Consider the following 18649-nt stretch of genomic DNA (forward strand, 5'->3'; position numbering starts at 1 on the left):
CCGCGGCGCGCCCGGGGGGGGGGGGGGGGGGGGGCGCCCCCCCCCCCCGGGCGGGTACGGGTTGTGCGTCAGGTGGGCAACGCACCGACGCCCAGGCCCGGTGAGCAGGCAGTGTGCGCGGATGGACAAGTTGATCGAGTCGTTCGGCTCTCTCGTTTCGGGTGGCCTCGTCGCTCTTCTGACGTGGTGGCTGACCACCCGAGCCCGCAACCGCCAGGACCAGGAGCGCGAGCGGGAAGCGCTGCGCGGGCACGCCGACGCGCTGATAGTGGCGGTGGCGGAGCTGCGGGCGGCGGGCACCGCCAACCAGATGCTGTGGGAGACGCTGGCCGAGCGGGGCAGGACGGTTCTGCTGGCGGGGCTCGCCTGCGTGGGCGGCGCGGCCCGGGCCCGGATCGCCGGCGGCACCGACGTGCAGAGCGGCCTGGCGGGTCTCGGGCGCGGGGCGGAACTGCTGGCACAGGAAAGGATCGTGAGCAAGCAGGCCGCCGCCGCGCTGCGCGAGCCCTTCACCCGGATCGCCACCGCGGCCGCCCCGCTGCTGCGCTGCCCCGACCCGGCCGTCGTCACCACCACCGAGGAGCTGATGAACGCCGTCGGAAACCTCGAGGACACCGCGCGCCTGGACGAGAAGCTCGCGGCGTTCGGCCGGGCCGCCCAGGCAGCCACCGCGCCTCCGGCGACCTGGCGGGAACGACGCCGCGCCCGGCGGGCCGGCTGACCGTAGGATGCGAAACGCCTGGCCCCCGGCAGCTCCAATGCCGGGGGCCAGATGCTTGGTACGAGGAGCCGGGCTACAGATCGAACTCCAGGTGCTCCACGTCGGTGAAGCGCACCTCCTCCAGGGACCCGGCGCGGCGGCCGCCGTCCTGGAAGTACACGTCCTTGAGCGCTTCGGCGGCGATCTCCTGGAGCTCATCGTCGCTGGCACCGGCGTCCTGGGCGTCGAAGAGGCGGGCCGCGTAGACGGGGGGCAGGGCGACGGTCAGGTGCCGGATGCGGTCCTGGTCCGTCGACCCGATCGGCGCGGTGTAGCCCATGCGGGCGCGGGTGTCGATGACGATGCCGCCCGTGCTCGCTGCCTTTGCCTTGGCCTTCGCCCGGATCTGCGGCTGCCACCTCTTCTTCACCTCGCGCTCCATACGCGCGGCAAGGTCCGGGCGGGGCTTCTTGATCTGGTCCTTCACGTACCGTTCCACGGTGCGCTGGGAGACCCGCAGCATCTGAGCCACCGCCTTGGTGCTGCCCTTCATCTGCTTGACCAGGTAGCGCATCTGCGTGCCCGCGCTCTTGGGCGCCGGGCGCGTGAACGCCTTCTGCACCGCGGCTTCCAGACCGTCCCCGAACAGGCTCATCGTGGCCCTCTCCTACTCTCCGTTGTCGACGTCGGTGACGGTGCCGTCCTTGATGTACCGGGCGAGGTTGAGCTCCGGCGCGTTGAACTTCTCGCGGACCTCCTCGCCCCACAGGACGGACTGGGTGCCCTCGTGCTTGACCAGGCCGGGGTTGATGCCGAGCTTGAACCCGCCGGGCAGCGGCTTGCCCTCCCGGTAGGGCAGGAAGTCCAGCGGCGAGGGCCCGGCGGCGGCGTAGACGACGCAGTCGGACAGGATCGCGATCGGGTACTGCCCGGTGAACGACGCGTGCTTGACGATCTTCCGGTGCAGGTTGATCCGGGTGCGGGCGATGACCGCCGCGCGGATGTCCGGCCGCCACGTCGGGCGGGACAGGGCGCGCCACGGCTCGCCCGGCCGCCAGCCCTCCCCGCGGGGCCGTTCGCGCAGCTTGCCCAGGCCGCCCTTCACCGTCGCCTTGACCGCCGAGACGACGATCGACAGCTCCGGGTCACGGGCCTTGTAGCCGTCCATCGCCGTGAGGAAGTCGGCCGGCGACAGGTCGGCGTCGACGCCGAGGTCGGCCATCGTGGCGAGGTAGGCGTCGCGGAGCCGGTTGTACCAGCCGTCCAGGTAGCGGCCGTTCTCCCGCCGCACCCACGCCTCCACCGGGCGCACCTCGTAGCCGAGCTCCTGTGCGTAGGCGACGGTGGGCGTCGTGTACCAGGCTGGCCCTTCCGGGCGCTCGCCCTTCGGCGTGAACGGGGAGGGCAGCAGGCTGCCGTCCAGTTCCACCCACTCCTTGCCGACCTTCACGCGGGACAGGTCGACGTGGGACAGGTCGACCAGCCACGAGCCGGGCAGCTTCGGGTCGAAGACGGGGTTCGTGACGTGCGTCGCCTCACCGAGGCCGACGTTCAGACCGTTCGCGCCAGCGGCGAAGGCCATGTTGACGTCGATGCCGACCAAGTGGCGCAGGGTGCACTCGGCATCGGTCATCGGCCGTGCCCAGTCGTACGCCTCCTCGAACAGCTTCTCCGCCGGGCCGCGCACGTGGAAGCGGGGCAGGTCCTTGAGAACCGGGTGGCCGTCGGGGACCTCGCACGGCGGCCAGTTCATCGGGTCGATGGCGTCCTTGCCCAGCGAGCCGGGGTTGTGCTCGGAGTGCCGCTTGCCGTCGGCGTCCGGCTCGGAGGCCCGGGTCGGCGGGTGCAGCGCGGTCATCAGCTCCAGGCCGGTCACGGCGGTCGATCCGCGAGGCGTCATCACCCGGGAGGCGTACACGCCCAGGACGCGGGCGAGCTCCGCCGGCGGGAGCTGCCCGGCCTCGCCCCAGTGCCGCGTGTCGAGCGCGTTCCAGGAGGGGATGCACAGCTGGACGCAGGCCCGCTCCGAACCGGTGGCGGGCCGGTAGATCCGCGCCCACGGTCCGAAGCCTCTCTTCGTCAGCTTCCACTCCGCGCGGGTCAGCTGCTTGATGACCTTGTGGCCCTCCGGGATCCGCCCGGCGTGCTTCTCCTCCTCCGTGAGCGTGACGGGCAGGCCGTAGCGCTCCAGGGCGGCCTCGGTGAGCACGATCAGCGGGTCGGCGTCCTTGCCCGGACCGGCGAGCTTCGGGGCCCCGAGCTTCGCCTCCTTGAGCGTCCAGTCCACCAGGGACGGCAGGGACTTGGCGGGCACGTCCAGGACCAGGCCGCCGGTGCAGTACGCCAGCACCTGCCCGTCCTCGACATCGACGACCGCCAGCGGCCCGTTCTCGAACCGCGGATCGGTCGAGCCCGCCGGGGTACCGGCCGGGGCCGCCTTCTTCGCACCCGGACGGCGCGACGTCGACGACGTCCTGGTGGTGCGCGCCGGGCGGAACGCGGCGGCCGGAGCAGCGGCAACGGGGGCCGGGGCGGGGGTCTGGGCGTTCTCGGTCGCAGTCACGACCGCAGCCCCGGACGCCGGACCCGTGGACAGAGTCTGCGCTTCCGCCGGGGTGGGCGCTGCGGTGAACGTGGCCGGCACCTCAGCGTCAGGGGTAGGGACGGGCGTGGCCGTGTCCGCCGGGGCGGCGGGGTAGAGCTCTGCGAGTTTGTCCAGCAGTCGGGCGTAGGCGTCGCGCTCGGGCGGGCGGGGCTCGGTCTTGCCGGACTCCCAGCCGGACACCGTGGCTCGGCGCACCTGTAGTGCGGTGGCCACTTCGTCGATCGTCAGGCCGTGCGCGGTGCGGAGCCGCTTGCGCTCCGCCGGTGGCGGCAGCGTGGCGCGGGACGCGAGCAGTGCGTCGACCGCGTCGAACAACTCGGACATGGGACACCTCCTGATCAACACTCTACCCCCTGGAGCGTACAATACGCGTACGATCGGCGTACATATCGCGTACATGCGCTCTGTCGAGTGAAGCGACACTTCACGCTGACGTCCGGCGAAGCCTGAGCAGCCGAAGTGTGCGGCGCCCTACCGCAGGTGCCGCTCGGGGCCACGGTGAGAGCCAGCCGGACCAGGACCGCTCGGAGGGGGAAGTGTGCGAAATCCGGACGCTGTCCGACACGAATGCGACGACTGCGGCGCAAGGACAAAGGTCAACATCCGAACGGGCCGCCTCTACTCTCACCAGGTGCCAGACGAGCTTGCTGCCTGCTCAGCATCAGGGGATGTCGTGGCATGTCCCCAGGGTGATGAACCACTTGTGCTGCCACCGCTGAGGACTTCGGAGACGCCCTCAGCTCCCGCCTCCCCCAGGCATGTTGCCAACAGATCGGGAAGCAGCGTTCGCACGGTGCCCGGCGGATTGCCCGGACTCGGCAAGCGACGCTGACCTCATCGCTCTGCACACGGCTGAGGGGGCGGTCCCGCATCGGGGCCGCCCCCTCAGCCCTTGCTCCCGGCCGCCGGCTCCCGGTGCGCCGCCGAGGCACACCAGATAGCCGAAGGCCCGCAGTTCTACGTCGTCGTGCCCGCCTGGCGGCGCTTGGCGCGTTCGACCTGCCGAAGCAGCAGGTCGGCGAACTGGATGATCTCGGCTGCCTCGATCGGGTCGTCGAAGTCGACGGTGCGGTGGCTGGCGGGGTTCTTGTACGCGCCCATGGCGCCGGCGAACAACGTGGAGGCGGCTTCCTGCTCACCGCCTTCAGCTCCGGCGTCGGCGAGCGGGCCGCCAGCCTTGCCGTTCTGGTGCGGCTGGAACGCTGCGCGCATGAGCTTCACGCCGACCAACGAGTTGTCGAGCCCGGAGGCGTCCCGGACGGCGACTTCGACCGCCTTCATCGCGGCGAAGCACGCGGTCTCATAGTCGCCCAGGTCGAAGTTGGTGCGCACGGTGTCTTCGAGGGCCGGCTGGAGCGGGCCGGACAGGCGTTGGCGGGCTTCGAACCGCGTGATGCCCTCGGGATCCCTCGCCAGGTCTCGGCCGTCACGGGAGAGCTGGCGGAAAGCTTCCGACTGGCTGGGCACCTGGGACAGCAGCGCGTGTGCCTCCAGCCAGGCCCAGGCATCGGAGAGGCGGTCGAGGAGCACCTCGACGTCCGGCTCGTCCTGGAACGCCTGGCGGGCCGAGCCCATCGTTCCTCGGTACTGGAGAAGCCGGTGCCGGAGGCAAGCGAGATCGACGCCATCAACGTCTACGCCGGCGGCCCCTGCGAGACCACCGTCGTCCACTACACCCCGGCCCCGTAGAACGCCGGGAACGCATCGTGCCGCCCGCGACCGGGATCACCGGGTACGGGCGGCACGTGGGAGGCGGATCAACGACCAGTCGGCCCGACCTCCCACAACACACCGTAGCGGCCAGGCGGACCACCGCCGCTGCTCGTCCCTCGGAGGAGCGGTTCCGCCACGCGGACGAGTGACCCTGCCGTGACGCGGGTGACGGCGGTGCGTTAGTTCGGGTGAGCCGACTGGTCAGGCCTGCTCCACCCGCCCCGCCCGTGCCTCCCGCCCACCCCTGTGCGGGAGGCACGGTCATGTTCATCTCTGGCGAGCGCGGGCGAAGACCGGCCCGAGTTTCAAAGATCGCGGCCAGGGACCGGCGAGCGTCACCCGACCCTGGCGTGCGTGCCAGCCTCTACGGCAGTGCGCGGCGGGGTGCGGGAGTTGTCTGCGGCCACGTGCTCCTCTCGTGTTGCTGCGTGTCGTCGGTGAGCAGGTGTGCGAGGAGGAGCCCGGTGGCGCGGCGGCTGAGGGTGGTGGCGGTGTCGATGAGGCGTAGGTGCTGGGCGGCGGGGAGGGAGAGGGCGACGCTGGATGCCCGGCCGGGCAGGCCGAGGGAGAAGGCGACGCAGAGCGCGGTGTCGGAGTATTCGAGGAGGTCGAACTGGGCTGAGTGGGGGCCGGGTCCGTCGAGTTCGTCGATGAGCGCGCGCTGGCTGGTGATGGTGCGGCCGGTGAGCTGGACCGAGGGGTAGCGGGTGAGATGGTCCATACGGGAGGCGAAGTCGAGCTGGGCCAGGAGGCTTTTGCCGTTGGCGCTCGCGTGCCCGGTGTCGCTGAACGGGGCGACCTCTTCGACGGGGGGCGCGGTCTGGCTGGACGCGGATTCCTGGACGGTGATCTCGCCGTCGGTGTAGGTGCTGAGGTAGACCGCCGCGCCGAGCTCGTCGCGCAGGGCGGCGAGCGTGTCCTTGAGGAGCGTCCGATCGGGGTCGGTCTGTGTGGCCAGGGCCATCAGCGGGCCGGGGAAGTGGACGCCTGCGACGGTGCCGACGAACCGTTCGTCGCGCAGCCAGTCCAGGAGCCGGACGACAAAGTTGATCGGCATCCGGGTCCGCCGGGCGAGCGTGCGGGTGTCGATGCCGTCGGTGTCGTGGATGAGCAGGAGCAGGTCGCGGGCCCGTTGCGTGGTCTGCCACCGTGCCGGGACCACGGCGGGGGTGGTGCTGTGGCGTGCCATGTCGGTGAGGATGGCCGGGCGCAGGGCGCTGGCCGACCACCACGGCTCTCCCCGGAGGTCGACGAAAGCGTGGACGGTGAAGGGGCGCACAGGAACTGTCGGGTACGGGTCGGGTACGGGCAGGGCCAGTCCACCGCTCAGTGCGGTCAGCCGGCGCCGTTCCACCTCGGGCGCGGTGCGGGGGCGCGGGGCGGGCCCGTACTGCATGGGCAGCACGGGGGCGGGGACAAGGACGAGCCCGGCCCGTCCCGGTGCTCCTTCCTCCTCTTCTGGCCCGGTGGCCGGGGAGGCCTGCAACACGGGGCCAGGCCGCTGGCTGGGATCGGGCAGAGCGGGGTGAGGGTCTGGCTCAAGGCGGTGAAGGGGGAGGTCGAGGAGACGGCGCAGTTCCTCGAGGAAGGAGGGGTCTTCGGTCCGCGGCGGGGCGCCGGAGGCGGGCAGGCGGCCGGCGGCCGCGGCAAGCAGACGTTCGGCATCGCCGTGTCCGTGCCGGGCGGCCTCCTCGATGAGGAACCGCGCGTCGTCCGCCCAGCCGGCATTGACCCGCAGCACGACCAGGGCAAGACGGAACAGTGCTCCGGGGTGACCGGCCGAGGCCGCTGCACCCAGCCAGTCGGCCGCGGCGGCCAGCTCACCGCGGCGCAGCGCCTTCGATCCGAGCCGGTAGTGCGAGTTCGCCCGCCCCCGATCCTCCGCGTCCAGCTCGTACAGATGGGTCAAGGGGCCGAAGTCGCCGTCCGGGCGGTCCCAGAAGTCCGGTGGCCCGGTGAGCTGGTTCATGAGCGTCAGGAGTTCAGCCCCGGCCTCCGGCGCCGGACGGCCGCCGCTGTCCTGGTTGAAGCGGCTCACGGCCCTCACCCTTCCTTCTCCACGCGTCGTGTCTTCTTCTTCCGGTGTCCGTCCCGGATGTATCCGCCGAGCCGTCCGCGCAGCTCGACCACGGCCATGTACCGGTCCCGGTGCACACGGTCCGCGCCTATGCCCAGGACCTTGGAGATCTGCGTGTCGTTCAGGCCCTGGCTCTGCAGCTGCACCACCTTGCGGGGCCGGCTCAGCGGCATGGCGTCGATCGTGGGCACGACCAGCTCCTCCAGCGGATCGAAGTCGTCGGCGGGCCGCCGCTGGCCGGGGACCGCCACGACCAGTCCGACCTCGTCCAGCGGGTCGAGACGCGACTGCGACCGCAGCGTGTCGATCGCCAGGTTTCTCGAAGCCCTGCGCAGGTAGCCGGCGAGCTGTACCTCGGGACCCAGCTGGCCGTTCATGACCTTCGTCGCCACCTTCAGGTACGCCTCGTGGGCGACGTCCTGGCACGCCTGGTAGGAGAGCCGGCGGTTGGTCTTCCTGCGCAGGATCCGCGGTTCCGCCTCCATGAACGTCTCGTAGCAGTCCCGCAGCCGCTGGAGCAGGTCCGCCTCGACGGCCGACTCTGCCGGAGCCTCGTCATCCGCTACCACGGGCCGTGCTCCTTCGCCGACGGCAGCGCCTGCCCGCCCGTGCCGCTCACCCGCACGATCACCGACACCGGGGTGCCGGAGGTCTGGAGCACGCCGCCGAGCTGGACGTGGACGGAAAGGGAGCCGGGCGCCGGGCGCGGGGCACGCGCGGGCACGGGTTCGCCGAAGACAGGGTGCTGCGTCATCAAGGCACCGCGCTGCCGCCGGTCCCAGTACACCTGCACCACGACGGCCGCCGTCTGCACGGCGGCCGCGATGGCCGGGGCGAGCCCGGCCCAGTCCAAGGACGACATCATGTGAGTCGCTCTCCATCTGAGGTTCAGAGGCGCGTGAAATGCGCCTTCGACCCCTAGACGGTCCAGCCTCCCGCCTTCTCCTGCCGGGACCGGAGATTTCAGGAACTATCCACAACGGCGTTCAGAGCTGATCGTTCATGAACAGGTGCCGCCGCAGAGGGCTATCGCCCCCGCGCTCTCCGGCCGGGGACTGTCGGACGCGCCTGGCACGATGCCCGGCACGACCCAGGCACCGGAGTCGACGCAGACGACCCTCGCTGAACGCGGCTTCCGCGGCTTCGTGCCGTTCCGTGAGCTGCCCGACAGCGACGTCCCCACCGGGCACGGGATCTACGGGGGGATCCGCGCGGACACCTCGCCCCCGTCGTTCCTCCCCGCCAGCCCTGCCGGACACCTCAAGGGCCGCGATCCGTCCGTGTCCACCGACAAGCTCGCCGATGCCTGGGTGGACGGGGCGACGGTTGTGTACATCGGCTAAGAGCTGTCCCGTAACTGGACGGCGCCCCGTTGCCGGTCCCGGATCGGATCGTGTCAGTGGCTGGTGACAGGATCGAGGGGTGCTGATCAAGGGATACGATGCTGGCCCGTTGGTGCCGGGCGAGTCGCTGCTGGTCCACCCGGGCTTCTGGTCGAACTACCTCCTGGCGATGTGCAGCGACGGGGGGTGCGTCGAGCGCCCGGTTCCGGAGTGGTTCGGTGAGGACGGCGCCGATGTCGATGCCCTGTCCGAGGTCCTCTTCGATCCTGATCGCTGGCCGGTGTTCAGGGTGCCGGCAGAAAACGGCCCCGGGGTGGTGGTGATCTACCGCAATCTGGATGGCGACTACGGCACCGACTACCTCATCACCCATCCAGGAAAAAGCTACGCCGAGCAGATCGCCAGCTGGGACGGAGACTTCTCGGGCGCTGGGCTGACTTGGTCCGAACTGACCCAGATCGCTGACAATCCGTCGCTTGCGGATGAAGGCATCCAGGACACAGCCACCCGCCTCCTGCTACTGCTGCCCCTTCTTAGCGACCCGGACGTGCAGGAAACGGCATCAGCAAGGCTGATCGCCGCCCTGACCGCAACTGGCACGCCGCAAGACACCGCCTCCATCGCAACGGAACACCTTCTGGCCCACCTCACAAGGAGATCCCGCCACGACCCCACGTGGACGTCTCCGCTGAGCGGCAGCTGAGAGGCGGGCCGAGCCGCCGATCACCCATGAAACGATCTTGATATGGCTGGTGTGATCACGGCGTCGGAATCTTCCTGGATAACCCCGTTCTCCGGGCTGAGCCCTCGCGCCTTCGGGAAGTTGGTGACGGCTCCGCGGCGCCAGGGTGCGGACGAGGTCCGCAAGGGCCGGCCGTGGAGCCTGCCGCTGGAGGACCGGGCACTGCTGGTCGCGACCTACTGGCGCACGAACCTCACCATGCGGCAGCTCGCCCCGCTGTTCGGGGTGTCGAAGTCGGCTGCGGACCGGATCATCGGCCACCTCGCTCCGATGCTCGCGTTCCAGCCCCGCAAGCGGTTCGCCAAGGACACCGTGCTCATCGTCGACGGCACCCTCGTGCCCACCCGCGACCACAAGATCGCCGAGCGGTCGAAGAACTATCGGTACTCCACCAACCATCAGGTCGTCATCGACGCCGACACCCGCCTGGTCGTCGTGGTCGGCCGCCCGCTCGCAGGGAACCGCAATGACTGCAAGGCATGGGAGGAGTCCGGAGCCAAGGCCGCGGTCGGCAAGACCCTCACGATCGCCGACGGCGGCTACCCGGGCACCGGACTCGTCATCCCTCACCGCCGGCAGCACGGCCAGGCCGAACTCCCGGACTGGAAAGAAGAACACAACAAGTCCCACAAGCAGGTCCGTGCCCGCGTCGAGCACGTCTTCGCCCGCATGAAGACCTGGAAGATCCTCCGCGACTGCCGCCTCAAAGGAGACGGCGTCCATCACGCCATGCTCGGCATCGCCCGGATGCACAACCTCGCCCTCGCCGGCTAGATCAGCAGGCCGTACGGCGGCAATGCGTGCCCGAGGCGATCCGAAGATCATTTACGGGACAGCCCTTAGGCCGCGGGGCGGAGCGGGCTGAATCGGCGGCTCGGCGACCACCGCCGCCACGGCACCCGTCTGCCGGCCGGCCATGGGGGCGGTCGCTCCATCTGGCAGCTGGTCGACTCGGCTGCTCGTCGCCTGGCGGCCGATGACCGAGGACGACGCCGGTGAGGCCGAGCAGGACCCGATCGACGAGTTCAAAGAACTCCACGGAGGAGCTCTGCCCTCCGCCAATCTCAGGAACAACGCCCGAAAGGCGTTGGTAAGCAGGCTGGCGTCCAGGCCGCAGCCGCCCACCGGAGAGAAGGCGGGGTGACACCTCTACCTGCTCCTGTGACAGGTTGCTGTAGCGGATTACACCTTGTTCAGACAGCGTGGTAGGACTGTTCGGCTGACTGATCATCATTCGACGGGGGATTCTCAACCATGGCTGTCACGGTGCCGGACTGGGCGGACACACTCCTTGACCTGGTGGGGGTGAACTGGCCCAACGTCGACGAGGACGCCTACCGGGAGATGGCGGACGCGCTGCGGGAGTTCGCGGACGACCTCGCCGACGACGGCCAGCTCGCCAACAACCATATGGAGCGTCTGCTGTCGTCGGGCCATGGCGAGGCGATGGACGCGCTGAACGTGCACTGGGGCAAGGTCAAGGGCAAGCACCTGAAGGACATCATGTCCGGGGCCCGGACGATCGCGGGCGCGCTGGACATGGCGGCGGGCGCGATCGAGACCATGAAGTGGAAGGCGGTCGCGGAGCTCGGGATCCTGGCCGGCCAGACGGGTCTGGCCATGGCGCTGATCCCGGTGACCGGTGGCCTGTCGGCATTGCTCGGCGCCGGTGCGATCGCCTACACGAAGAAGCAGCTGCTGAAGTTCATCACGGGCGCGATGGAGGAGGCGGTCGGTCACATCGTCGGGGTGATGACCGAACCGGCCGTGGCGGCGCTGGAGAACATGGCCGCGGACCTGGTGGTCCAGATCGGCATGGACGCCCTGGGTGTCCAAAACGGGGTGGACCTCGGTCAGACGCGGGAGGCCGGCAAGGACGGCTTCGACCAGGGTGTGCAGGGTGCGAAGGAGGGCCTGAACCTTGCCTCGGCCGGCGGCGGTGGTGGTCGCCCCGGGGGCGGCTTCCACATCGAGCACGACGAGCACGATAACGCCGGTACGAAGCTGAACGGTGTGAGCGCCGGGATCCACGGCAAGACCGCCGGGAAGCTGGCGAAGGCGAGGACGGCGCAGGGGCGCAACAAGGGTCGGGACAGCATCGCCGATGCCCTGGACCCGGTCATCGACAAGGCCATGGGAGCCTTGGTGAAGTCGGCCAGCACGATGGGCGACCATGTCGGCAAGACGTTGCCGAGGGTCGTGAAGCAGATCTCCGTCGACCACAAGAACAACGACGATGACACCGCTGCCCGTATCGCGCGGCAACGCAAGAGCGGAGACGACGAGCGGACGGGGGGCAGGAACCCTAACGATCGTGGGGGCAGGGGCGGAGACGCCTATCTGAAGCCTGATTCGCTACGTGATGTGAAGACCGACCCGCGCCGGCACGGGATCGAGCTGAAGAAGAAGAAGTGCGCGAACGACCCGGTCGATGTGGCGACGGGTGAGATGACCCTCCCCCAGACCGACCTGTCCCTTCTGGGAGTCCTTCCCCTCGTTCTTCGCCGCACCCATCTCTCCGAGTACCGCTTTGGCCACTTCTTCGGCCGCAGTTGGGCCTCCACCTTCGACGAACGCCTCGAAATCGATGTGCCCGGTGCCGGGGCAATCTGGGCACGCGAGGATGGTTCCACCCTGGTCTATCCCAGTCTCCCTCTCCCGGACGGCACCCCGGTCCTGCCCGTGGAAGGCCCTCGGATTGCCCTGGTCTATGGCGGTCAGAACGAAGACGAGACCACCTACACGGCAACCGACCTTCACACCGGGTTGACCCGCTCCTTCACTGGTAGCCCTTACCGTGCCTCTCCCGCTTACTGGCTGACCAAGTTGACCGATAGAAACCACAATCGGATCACCTTCTCCCGGCGCCTGGACGGAACCCCCACCGCGGTCACTCACAACGGCGGCTACACCGTCCAGCTCACGGCCGAAGACGCCCGCATCCGTCAACTTTCCCTGCGCACCGACGAGGGTCCTATCACCGTCATGCGGTACGGGTACGACGGCCTGGGCAATCTCACCGAGGTCACCAACTCCTCGGGCCTGCCGCTGCGCTTTACCTACAGCCCGGAAGGCCGGATCACCTCCTGGACCGACCGCAACGACTCGACGTTCCGGTACGTCTACGACGCCGAGGGGCGAGTGGTCCGCACTATCGGCCCCGACGGCTACCTGTCGTCAACGTTCTCGTACAGCATCCACCCGGAATCCGGTGACCGGATCACCCAGTACACAAACTCGCAGGGTTCGACGACCACGTACGTCCTCAACAGCCGTCTCCAGGTCACTGCCCAGATCGACCCCCTGGGTCACGCCACGCGTTTCGAGTTCGACGCCCACGACCGGCTGCTCGTCCAGACAGACGCACTGGAGCGTTCCACCCGCTTTGAGCGGGATGAGCACGGCAACCTCACCGGACTTGTCGCGCCGGACGGCGTGCGGACCACCGCCACCTACAGCAAGCTGCATCTGCCTGAGGTGATCACCGAACGTGGCGGAAATTCTCGCCGCTACGACTATGACGAACGCGGCAACCTCACCGCGTCCGTGGACCTGGCCGGTGCCCGCACGGAGTACGTGTTCAATCCCCGCGGGCATCTGTGTCTCGTTCAGGATGCGTTGGGGTCTTCCACCCGCTTTACGACCAATGCCGCCGGTCTCCAGGTACAGGTCACGCGGCCCGACGGGACGACCGCCTCATGCACACGTGACGCTTTCGGGCGTGTCACCAAGGTCGTGGACGCTCTGGGTGGCGTCGTGCGGCAGGGCTGGAGCGTGGAGGGCAAGCTCATCTGGCGCGAACTGCCGGACAGTAGCCGTGAGGAATGGGCATGGGACGGCGAGGGCAACCTCGTGTCACACACCGACCGGATGGGCCGCACCACCACCCACTCCTCCGGCCACTTCGACCTGCTGCTGAGCACCCAGACGGGTGAGGACAGCGGCTATCGCTTCACCCATGACACGGAGCTGCGGCTGACAGCGGTCACCAACGCCGACGGCCTGGTGTGGAAGTACACCTACGACGCCGCAGGCAGACTTGTCGCGGAGGAAGATTTCGACGGCCGCACACTGACGTACGAGCGCGATCCCCTCGGATTCATCGTCCGGCGGACGAACGCTGCCGGCCAGAGCCTCAGTTTCGACCGGGACGTCCTCGGACGCGTCACCCACATCACACACGACGACGGTTCGGCCTCGCACTTCGCTCACAACGAGAGCGGGTACGTCGCACAGATCACGAACGCACATTCCCGCATCCAGCTGGAGAGAGATCTCTCAGGCCGCATCGTCGCCGAGACCATCAACGGCGCCACCATGTCCTTCACCTACGATGCCCTCGGGCGCCGTGTCGGCAGGCGCACGCCCTCCGGCGCCGAAAGCCACCTGGAGTACACGGCAGGCGGCCTAACGTCTTACACAGTTGGAGAGCACGTTTTCCGGTTCGAGCGCGACGCGCTCGGCCGCGAGACCGCACGGTTCGTCGATGATGCCCTGGAGATGCGGCAGGACTGGGACCCGGTCGGCCGTCTCACCCACATGACGCTGGGTGACATCAATCAGACGTCCCTGCTGCGCAGGAGTTTCACGTACCAGGCCGACGGCATGCCTACGAGTATCGAGGACAGCCTGGCAGGACGCCGCACATTCTTGCTGGACGCCGCCAGCCGCGTGCGAGAGGTCCAGGCTCTTGGCTGGACGGAGCGGTACGCCTACAACGCTGCCGGTGACCAGAGCCGCACAGCCCTTCCGTCCCAGGCACCGGGCCAATCAGCCGCCGGAGACCGGCAATACGAGGGCACGCGCCTGATCCGGGCAGGACGCACGCGCTACAGCTATGACGAGCAGGGCCGCCTCACACTCCGCCGGACGAAGACACTCAGCGGCACGACTCTGACCTGGCACTTCCAGTGGGACGCAGAAGATCGACTCACCCAGGTCCAGACACCTGAAGGGGATCGCTGGCGCTACCTCTACGACGCTCTCGGGCGCCGTCTGGCCAAGCAGCGCCTAGACCAGGACGCCGAGCAGGTCAAACAGACCACGACATTCCGCTGGGATGGCGCGCAGCTGGCCGAGCAGCAGGGCGATGACGCGACCCTGGTGTGGGACTACGCCGGGCCGCGGCCCCTGAGCCAGCGTGAGATGAAGGCCGGCAGCACACAGCAGGAGATCAATCGCCGGTTCTTCGCGATCGTCACCGACCTCGTGGGCAGTCCCACGGAGCTGGTCTCGGCCGACGGGTCCCTGGCCTGGCGTGCCCGCAGCACCGCTTGGGGGTCCACCCAGTGGAACAAGAACAGCACCGCCTACACCCCGCTGCGGTATCCAGGCCAGTACTTCGATCCCGAGACAGGCCTGCATTACAACTTCAACCGCTACTACGATCCCGAAGTGGGCAGGTACCTCTCGCCCGACCCACTGGGCATCGCTCCCTCGATCAACCACTACGCCTATGTTGCGAACCCGTTCGTTTTGGCGGACCCTCTGGGCCTGGCAGCCTGCGAGCCGGATCCCACATGGGGCGGGCAAGTCAGGTGGGAACGCGACGCACACGGACGTCCCTACGAGATGCACGCGGTCATCACCCGCAACATGCTCGACGAAGGCACACACGCCCGGAACTCGATCATCCCTCCTGGATACCAGTCGGGCAAGGGACAGGCCCGCGGGCACATGTTGGCGCGGCAGCTCGGTGGATCCGGCGATCACGATGACAACCTGTTCACGGTTTCCCAGAACCCGACGAACACGCCGAAAATGAGCATGTTCGAGCAGCGCGTGTATAACGCTGTCGACGGCCACGATGTCGTCCAGTACAGCGTGTATTTGGAGTACGTGAACGATGATCCCGACTCGCCCCCCAAGTCCATCCAGCTCGAGGCGTTCGGAACCAAAAAGGACCGGGACGGCAAGCTTCTGTTTGATGAGGGCACCATTCTCGAAAACCCTGCTCACGACGAGCCCCGTCCCCGTCCCCGTACCCGTCCCTAGCCTCCAAGGAATCCCATGACTGCCCTCACAGCACTGACGGCACTGTGCCCGCCTCCCCCGACTGTCCCGCCGGCCCCCGACTGGTCCCGGATCGAAGACACACTGGGCATGAACCTGCCCCAGGACTACAAGCAACTCGTCGCCACCTACGGCCCGGGCCAGTTCTGCGACTTCATCACCCTGTATCAGCCTGATGCCCCCAGCGAGTGGGCCGATCTGACCGGGCCCATGCCAGCGCGTCTACGTACGCAGATCGAAGAGGTCCGGCAAACTGCCCGACACCCCTGGGCATTGCCGCACTCCCCCGAGGACCTCTTCGCCATGGGAGTCACGGGCAACGGGGACTACCTCTTCTGGGTCACCCAGCCCGCCGACTCCCCGGACGAGTGGATCGTCGCCGTCAACGAGGCTTTGCGCGCCCCCTGGTTCACCTACAACGGGTCCTTGGCCGAATTCCTCGTCGCCACTCTCAGCGGAACAACACAAATCCCCATGTTCCCCAAGGACCTCCTCGGCCACGGAGCCACCTTCGCCCCTGCGACTCTCCGCAGCAACACACCGACCACCGCCCCCCGGACATCCGTCAGCACACGCGCCATCCGCGACTGGGCCAATGCCAACGGATACGACCTGCCTGAACGCGGACGCATCCCTATCGAGATCATCCAGGCCTGGGAACAAGAGAACTCCAACAGCGGGTGAAAGGCTTGCCCAGCATGCTCTGGGAGGGGGAGGGAGTGGAAGCCCGCCGCTCCCCGACGCCCACTGCCGGTACATCTCAGAATGGGTCGCCACCAAGCTCCGCTGGGCCTGGCGGCCGACCAGGGCGAAGCAAGCGTGCTGAGGGTGTATGGCGAAGGCCCGTGCGGGGCCACCGTCGTCCACTACACCCCGGCGCCATAGGACTCCAGGAACGCATCGTGCCGCCCGTAACCAGGGTCACCGGATACGGGCGGCACGTGGGAGGCGTACCAACGACCAGTCGGCGCGACCTCCCACGGCTCACCGTAGCGGCCTGGCGGGGCGCCGCCGCTGCCTCGTCCCTCGGAGGAGCGGTTTCGCCGAGGTGCTTGGCCTTGGCCTTGGCGAGGAGGGAGTTGAGGGGACGGCGGCAGGCCTCGCCCACCAGGGGGCCCGCCGGCACCCGGGACCGTGGGGGCGCGGAGGCAGCGCCCGCAAGGCCCGCTCCTGGGCGGCCCGGACGGACTGTGCGTACCGGCACGTCCTCCCGGCGCCGCTTAGCCTCCCGGTACACCTCCCGCGGCGAGGACCAGGACCTGGCCGTCGCCATCGGCCGGCTGCGCGTGCTCACCGCCACCGGCGACTTCGTCTACTTCACCGACGCCGCCCACTTCATGGCCGGCCTTCCCCTCCCGGAACGCTCGACCATCCGCTGGACCAGGAGCGAAGACGAGGTCCGCTCCGCATGGCACGGCCTGGTCCAGGCCCGGCAGGAACACCTGGTTGTGGCTCGGAGCCCGCCCGTACGGTGTTCGCTACGGGGCTGGGAGCCAGCTCTGTCCAGGGGTGCCTCGTAGCCACGCCATTTCGGCAGGCTGTAGCGGGTGGCCAGGGTCCATGCGGTCCGGGTGGCATCTTCCACCCATGCGTGTCCTGCGGCAGGCAAGCCGCCCACCCCACGCAGCGACTTGGTGATCAACTCCTCGGAGATGTGAATGTTGCCCTTTCCGAGGTACTTGAGGACGTACACCGCGAGGTAGTCAACGTCATGGCCACGGCCCTGACCACTGAGAATCGTCTTGGTGAACCGTCCTCCCGGGTGTTGACCGGGCCGAGCACTGCCTGGTGCTCGGTCGAGGCCAGGCAGCGACGGGTGCCCGAGGAACCAGGGCCGTGCATGAGTGGTGAATGGCGTCCCGGCCCTCGCTGCCCTTGGTGAGGCCAGAGCCGATGCCCTGCCATAGGTACTGCTGACCGAAAGCAAGCAATACGCACCCATGGCACCTATGTCTGCGAAATGATCGGACTGTGACTCCAGATCCACGTGACCGTCGTCGATCCTCGCCACGGGCCCCGGCCAAACCGCAGGTGCGGACGTGTCCTTCAAGCGACGATGCGCACGAGATTGTCTACTTTCAGCGCCACCTCGACGACGACGCCCTGCAGACAGCCCCAGGGCGTGTGTTCATGCGCGACGTCTGCCCGGCGAAGGTGCGGGCGACCATGCGTGCGGTGCTCGCCGAGGTGGCCGCTGCCCCGCCGAAGCGCTTCGCCGGCGGTGGGTACTGGGAAGCCATGAAGGGAGACATGGGCGGTTGGTACGAGGTCCGTGTGAACGGCCCCGGACGCCATCACTATCGCTTGTTCTGCTTGCTCGACTACGAGGCAGAAGGACGCGAGAAACCTCTGCTGGTCGTTATCACCGGGCTGGACAAGCCCTTCCGTACTGTCCTGTCGGACAATGACTACCGGTCAGTGCGGAAGCTGGGCGAGGAGTACCGCGAGCGCAATCCCCGCTCGACGCAGTGACTGGATACCTGGTTAGGCTGCGGCCTTCGAGCGGGACTTGGGGCGTCGCATCTCGTTGAGGTGCTTTGCGAGTGCACGCGGATCCGCCGCCCGGCCTTCCAGGAGCGGGTCGGTGACCGACTTCCGCTCAGCCGCTGGCAGCGGTTCAAGAGTGATTCGCATCCCCAGTGCCGCTGCCACTTCAGCCAAAGTGCCCAGCGTCGGATTGACGTGCCCCGCTGAGAACAGCCGTCGCACAACAGCAGGCTCCGCGCTGATCGCTCGAGCCAGCGCAGCCTTGGACAGGTCGGCCGCGTCACGTGCCTCGTCCAGCTCGTTCACGATCCTGTCGATTGTGGCGATACGCATCGACTCGACCACGTAGTGGCGGAGAAACTCAGGGTCCTGCAAGTCCTCGGCAAGGTCATCCCAGAAGGCGCCGTGCTCCGTAGCCATCACTGCCTCCCGCTTTCTCTAACCGGTCTCCAAAGAGCGTATCAAATAAGTTACGCATGTACTAGGCTCAGATTGCCCCCTGGCTGGCACCGAACCGCACTGGCCCGCCCCCTGCCGCTTGGTTCTTCCCGTCCGGCAAACCTCTGAACAGGTCTTTCTCATCCGCGCGACCCGCTGGCTCGGTGAGCTTGCAGCACAGGACCAAGATTCGCTTCCCTCATCACCCTGCCGCCGTCATCGGCGGCGATACGTGCCTGGTGAAGAGCTGGACCCACAAGGACGGTCTGCAGGTGGCCTGAGCGGCCTGACCCGCGTACGGGGACGGCCCGAATCGCCCGTCCCGTGCCCTGGCCTGGGCGGGTGCCGTTGAAGACGGCGTGGACCATGACACCGAGCCTGTGACAGGCACCTACTCCGATGAGCCTCGCCTCGCTCTGCTCACCGCCACCGAGGCCTGCGAGACGGGGGGGGGGGGGGGGGGGGGGGGGGGGGGGGGGCCGGGGGGGGGGGGGGGGGCCGGCCGGCCCCGGGGCGCCGCCCGGCCGACGCG

The 18649-nt window shown here is 68.6% G+C and carries 16 protein-coding genes; 9 read left to right on the top strand and 7 right to left on the bottom strand.

Annotated elements, in window-relative coordinates; genetic code table 11:
* Positions 1-121: 121 nt before the first annotated feature.
* Positions 122-721, top strand: a complete 600-nt coding sequence (locus ABT034_RS34270) for a hypothetical protein (protein ID WP_351221014.1) — start codon at positions 122-124, stop codon at positions 719-721.
* Positions 722-794: 73 nt separating this feature from the next.
* On the opposite strand, the gene tpg is transcribed toward ABT034_RS34270, so the two are convergent.
* The 6 genes from tpg to ABT034_RS34300 form a co-directional block, all read right to left on the bottom strand.
* Positions 795-1355 carry a telomere-protecting terminal protein Tpg gene (gene tpg / locus ABT034_RS34275; protein ID WP_351221015.1) on the bottom strand — a complete coding sequence of 187 codons (561 nt, stop codon included), beginning with the start codon at positions 1353-1355 and terminating at the stop codon, positions 795-797.
* 12 nt (positions 1356-1367) lie between these two features.
* Complete coding sequence (gene tap / locus ABT034_RS34280) at positions 1368-3629, bottom strand: telomere-associated protein Tap (RefSeq protein ID WP_351221016.1); 2262 nt, start codon at positions 3627-3629, stop codon at positions 1368-1370.
* A gap of 633 nt (positions 3630-4262) precedes the next feature.
* Positions 4263-4880 carry a TIGR02391 family protein gene (locus tag ABT034_RS34285; protein WP_351221017.1) on the bottom strand — a complete coding sequence of 206 codons (618 nt, stop codon included), beginning with the start codon at positions 4878-4880 and terminating at the stop codon, positions 4263-4265.
* 502 nt (positions 4881-5382) lie between these two features.
* Complete coding sequence (locus ABT034_RS34290) at positions 5383-7056, bottom strand: IclR family transcriptional regulator domain-containing protein (RefSeq protein WP_351221018.1); 1674 nt, start codon at positions 7054-7056, stop codon at positions 5383-5385.
* Between the two features lie 5 nt (positions 7057-7061).
* A complete protein-coding gene (locus ABT034_RS34295) occupies positions 7062-7664 on the bottom strand; it encodes an RNA polymerase sigma factor (protein ID WP_351221019.1) in 603 nt (200 codons plus the stop codon).
* Positions 7658-7960 (bottom strand): hypothetical protein, encoded by a 303-nt coding sequence (locus ABT034_RS34300; protein ID WP_351221020.1) that lies wholly within the window; start codon positions 7958-7960, stop codon positions 7658-7660. The genes ABT034_RS34295 and ABT034_RS34300 overlap by 7 nt, the downstream gene beginning before the upstream one ends.
* Positions 7961-8171: 211 nt before the next feature.
* Between ABT034_RS34300 and ABT034_RS34305 the strand changes: the two genes are divergently transcribed.
* The 8 genes from ABT034_RS34305 to ABT034_RS34340 all read left to right on the top strand — a co-directional run bounded on the left by ABT034_RS34305 (position 8172) and on the right by ABT034_RS34340 (position 17664).
* Complete coding sequence (locus ABT034_RS34305) at positions 8172-8438, top strand: hypothetical protein (RefSeq protein ID WP_351221021.1); 267 nt, start codon at positions 8172-8174, stop codon at positions 8436-8438.
* A 79-nt stretch (positions 8439-8517) separates the two neighbouring features.
* The gene (locus ABT034_RS34310; RefSeq protein ID WP_351221022.1) at positions 8518-9141 is read left to right on the top strand and encodes a hypothetical protein; all 624 of its coding nucleotides are present in this window, start codon (positions 8518-8520) and stop codon (positions 9139-9141) included.
* Positions 9142-9183: 42 nt separating this feature from the next.
* Positions 9184-9954, top strand: a complete 771-nt coding sequence (locus tag ABT034_RS34315; protein ID WP_351221023.1) for a transposase — start codon at positions 9184-9186, stop codon at positions 9952-9954.
* A gap of 202 nt (positions 9955-10156) precedes the next feature.
* Complete coding sequence (locus tag ABT034_RS34320; protein ID WP_351221024.1) at positions 10157-10324, top strand: hypothetical protein; 168 nt, start codon at positions 10157-10159, stop codon at positions 10322-10324.
* A 110-nt stretch (positions 10325-10434) separates the two neighbouring features.
* Positions 10435-15174, top strand: a complete 4740-nt coding sequence (locus ABT034_RS34325) for an RHS repeat-associated core domain-containing protein (RefSeq protein WP_351221025.1) — start codon at positions 10435-10437, stop codon at positions 15172-15174.
* A 15-nt stretch (positions 15175-15189) separates the two neighbouring features.
* The gene (locus ABT034_RS34330; RefSeq protein ID WP_351221026.1) at positions 15190-15876 is read left to right on the top strand and encodes an Lsr2 family DNA-binding protein; all 687 of its coding nucleotides are present in this window, start codon (positions 15190-15192) and stop codon (positions 15874-15876) included.
* Between the two features lie 506 nt (positions 15877-16382).
* On the top strand, positions 16383-16712 hold the full coding sequence (locus ABT034_RS34335; RefSeq protein ID WP_351221027.1) for a hypothetical protein: 330 nt from the start codon (positions 16383-16385) through the stop codon (positions 16710-16712).
* A gap of 610 nt (positions 16713-17322) precedes the next feature.
* Positions 17323-17664: a hypothetical protein gene (locus ABT034_RS34340; protein WP_351221028.1), complete on the top strand. Its 342-nt coding sequence runs from the start codon at positions 17323-17325 to the stop codon at positions 17662-17664.
* A gap of 12 nt (positions 17665-17676) precedes the next feature.
* On the opposite strand, the gene ABT034_RS34345 is transcribed toward ABT034_RS34340, so the two are convergent.
* Positions 17677-18099, bottom strand: a complete 423-nt coding sequence (locus tag ABT034_RS34345) for a helix-turn-helix transcriptional regulator (RefSeq protein WP_351221029.1) — start codon at positions 18097-18099, stop codon at positions 17677-17679.
* Between the last annotated feature and the right edge of the window lie 550 nt (positions 18100-18649).

Source organism: Streptomyces sp. NPDC002773 (assembly GCF_040295605.1).
Taxonomy (GTDB): Bacteria; Actinomycetota; Actinomycetes; order Streptomycetales; family Streptomycetaceae; genus Streptomyces.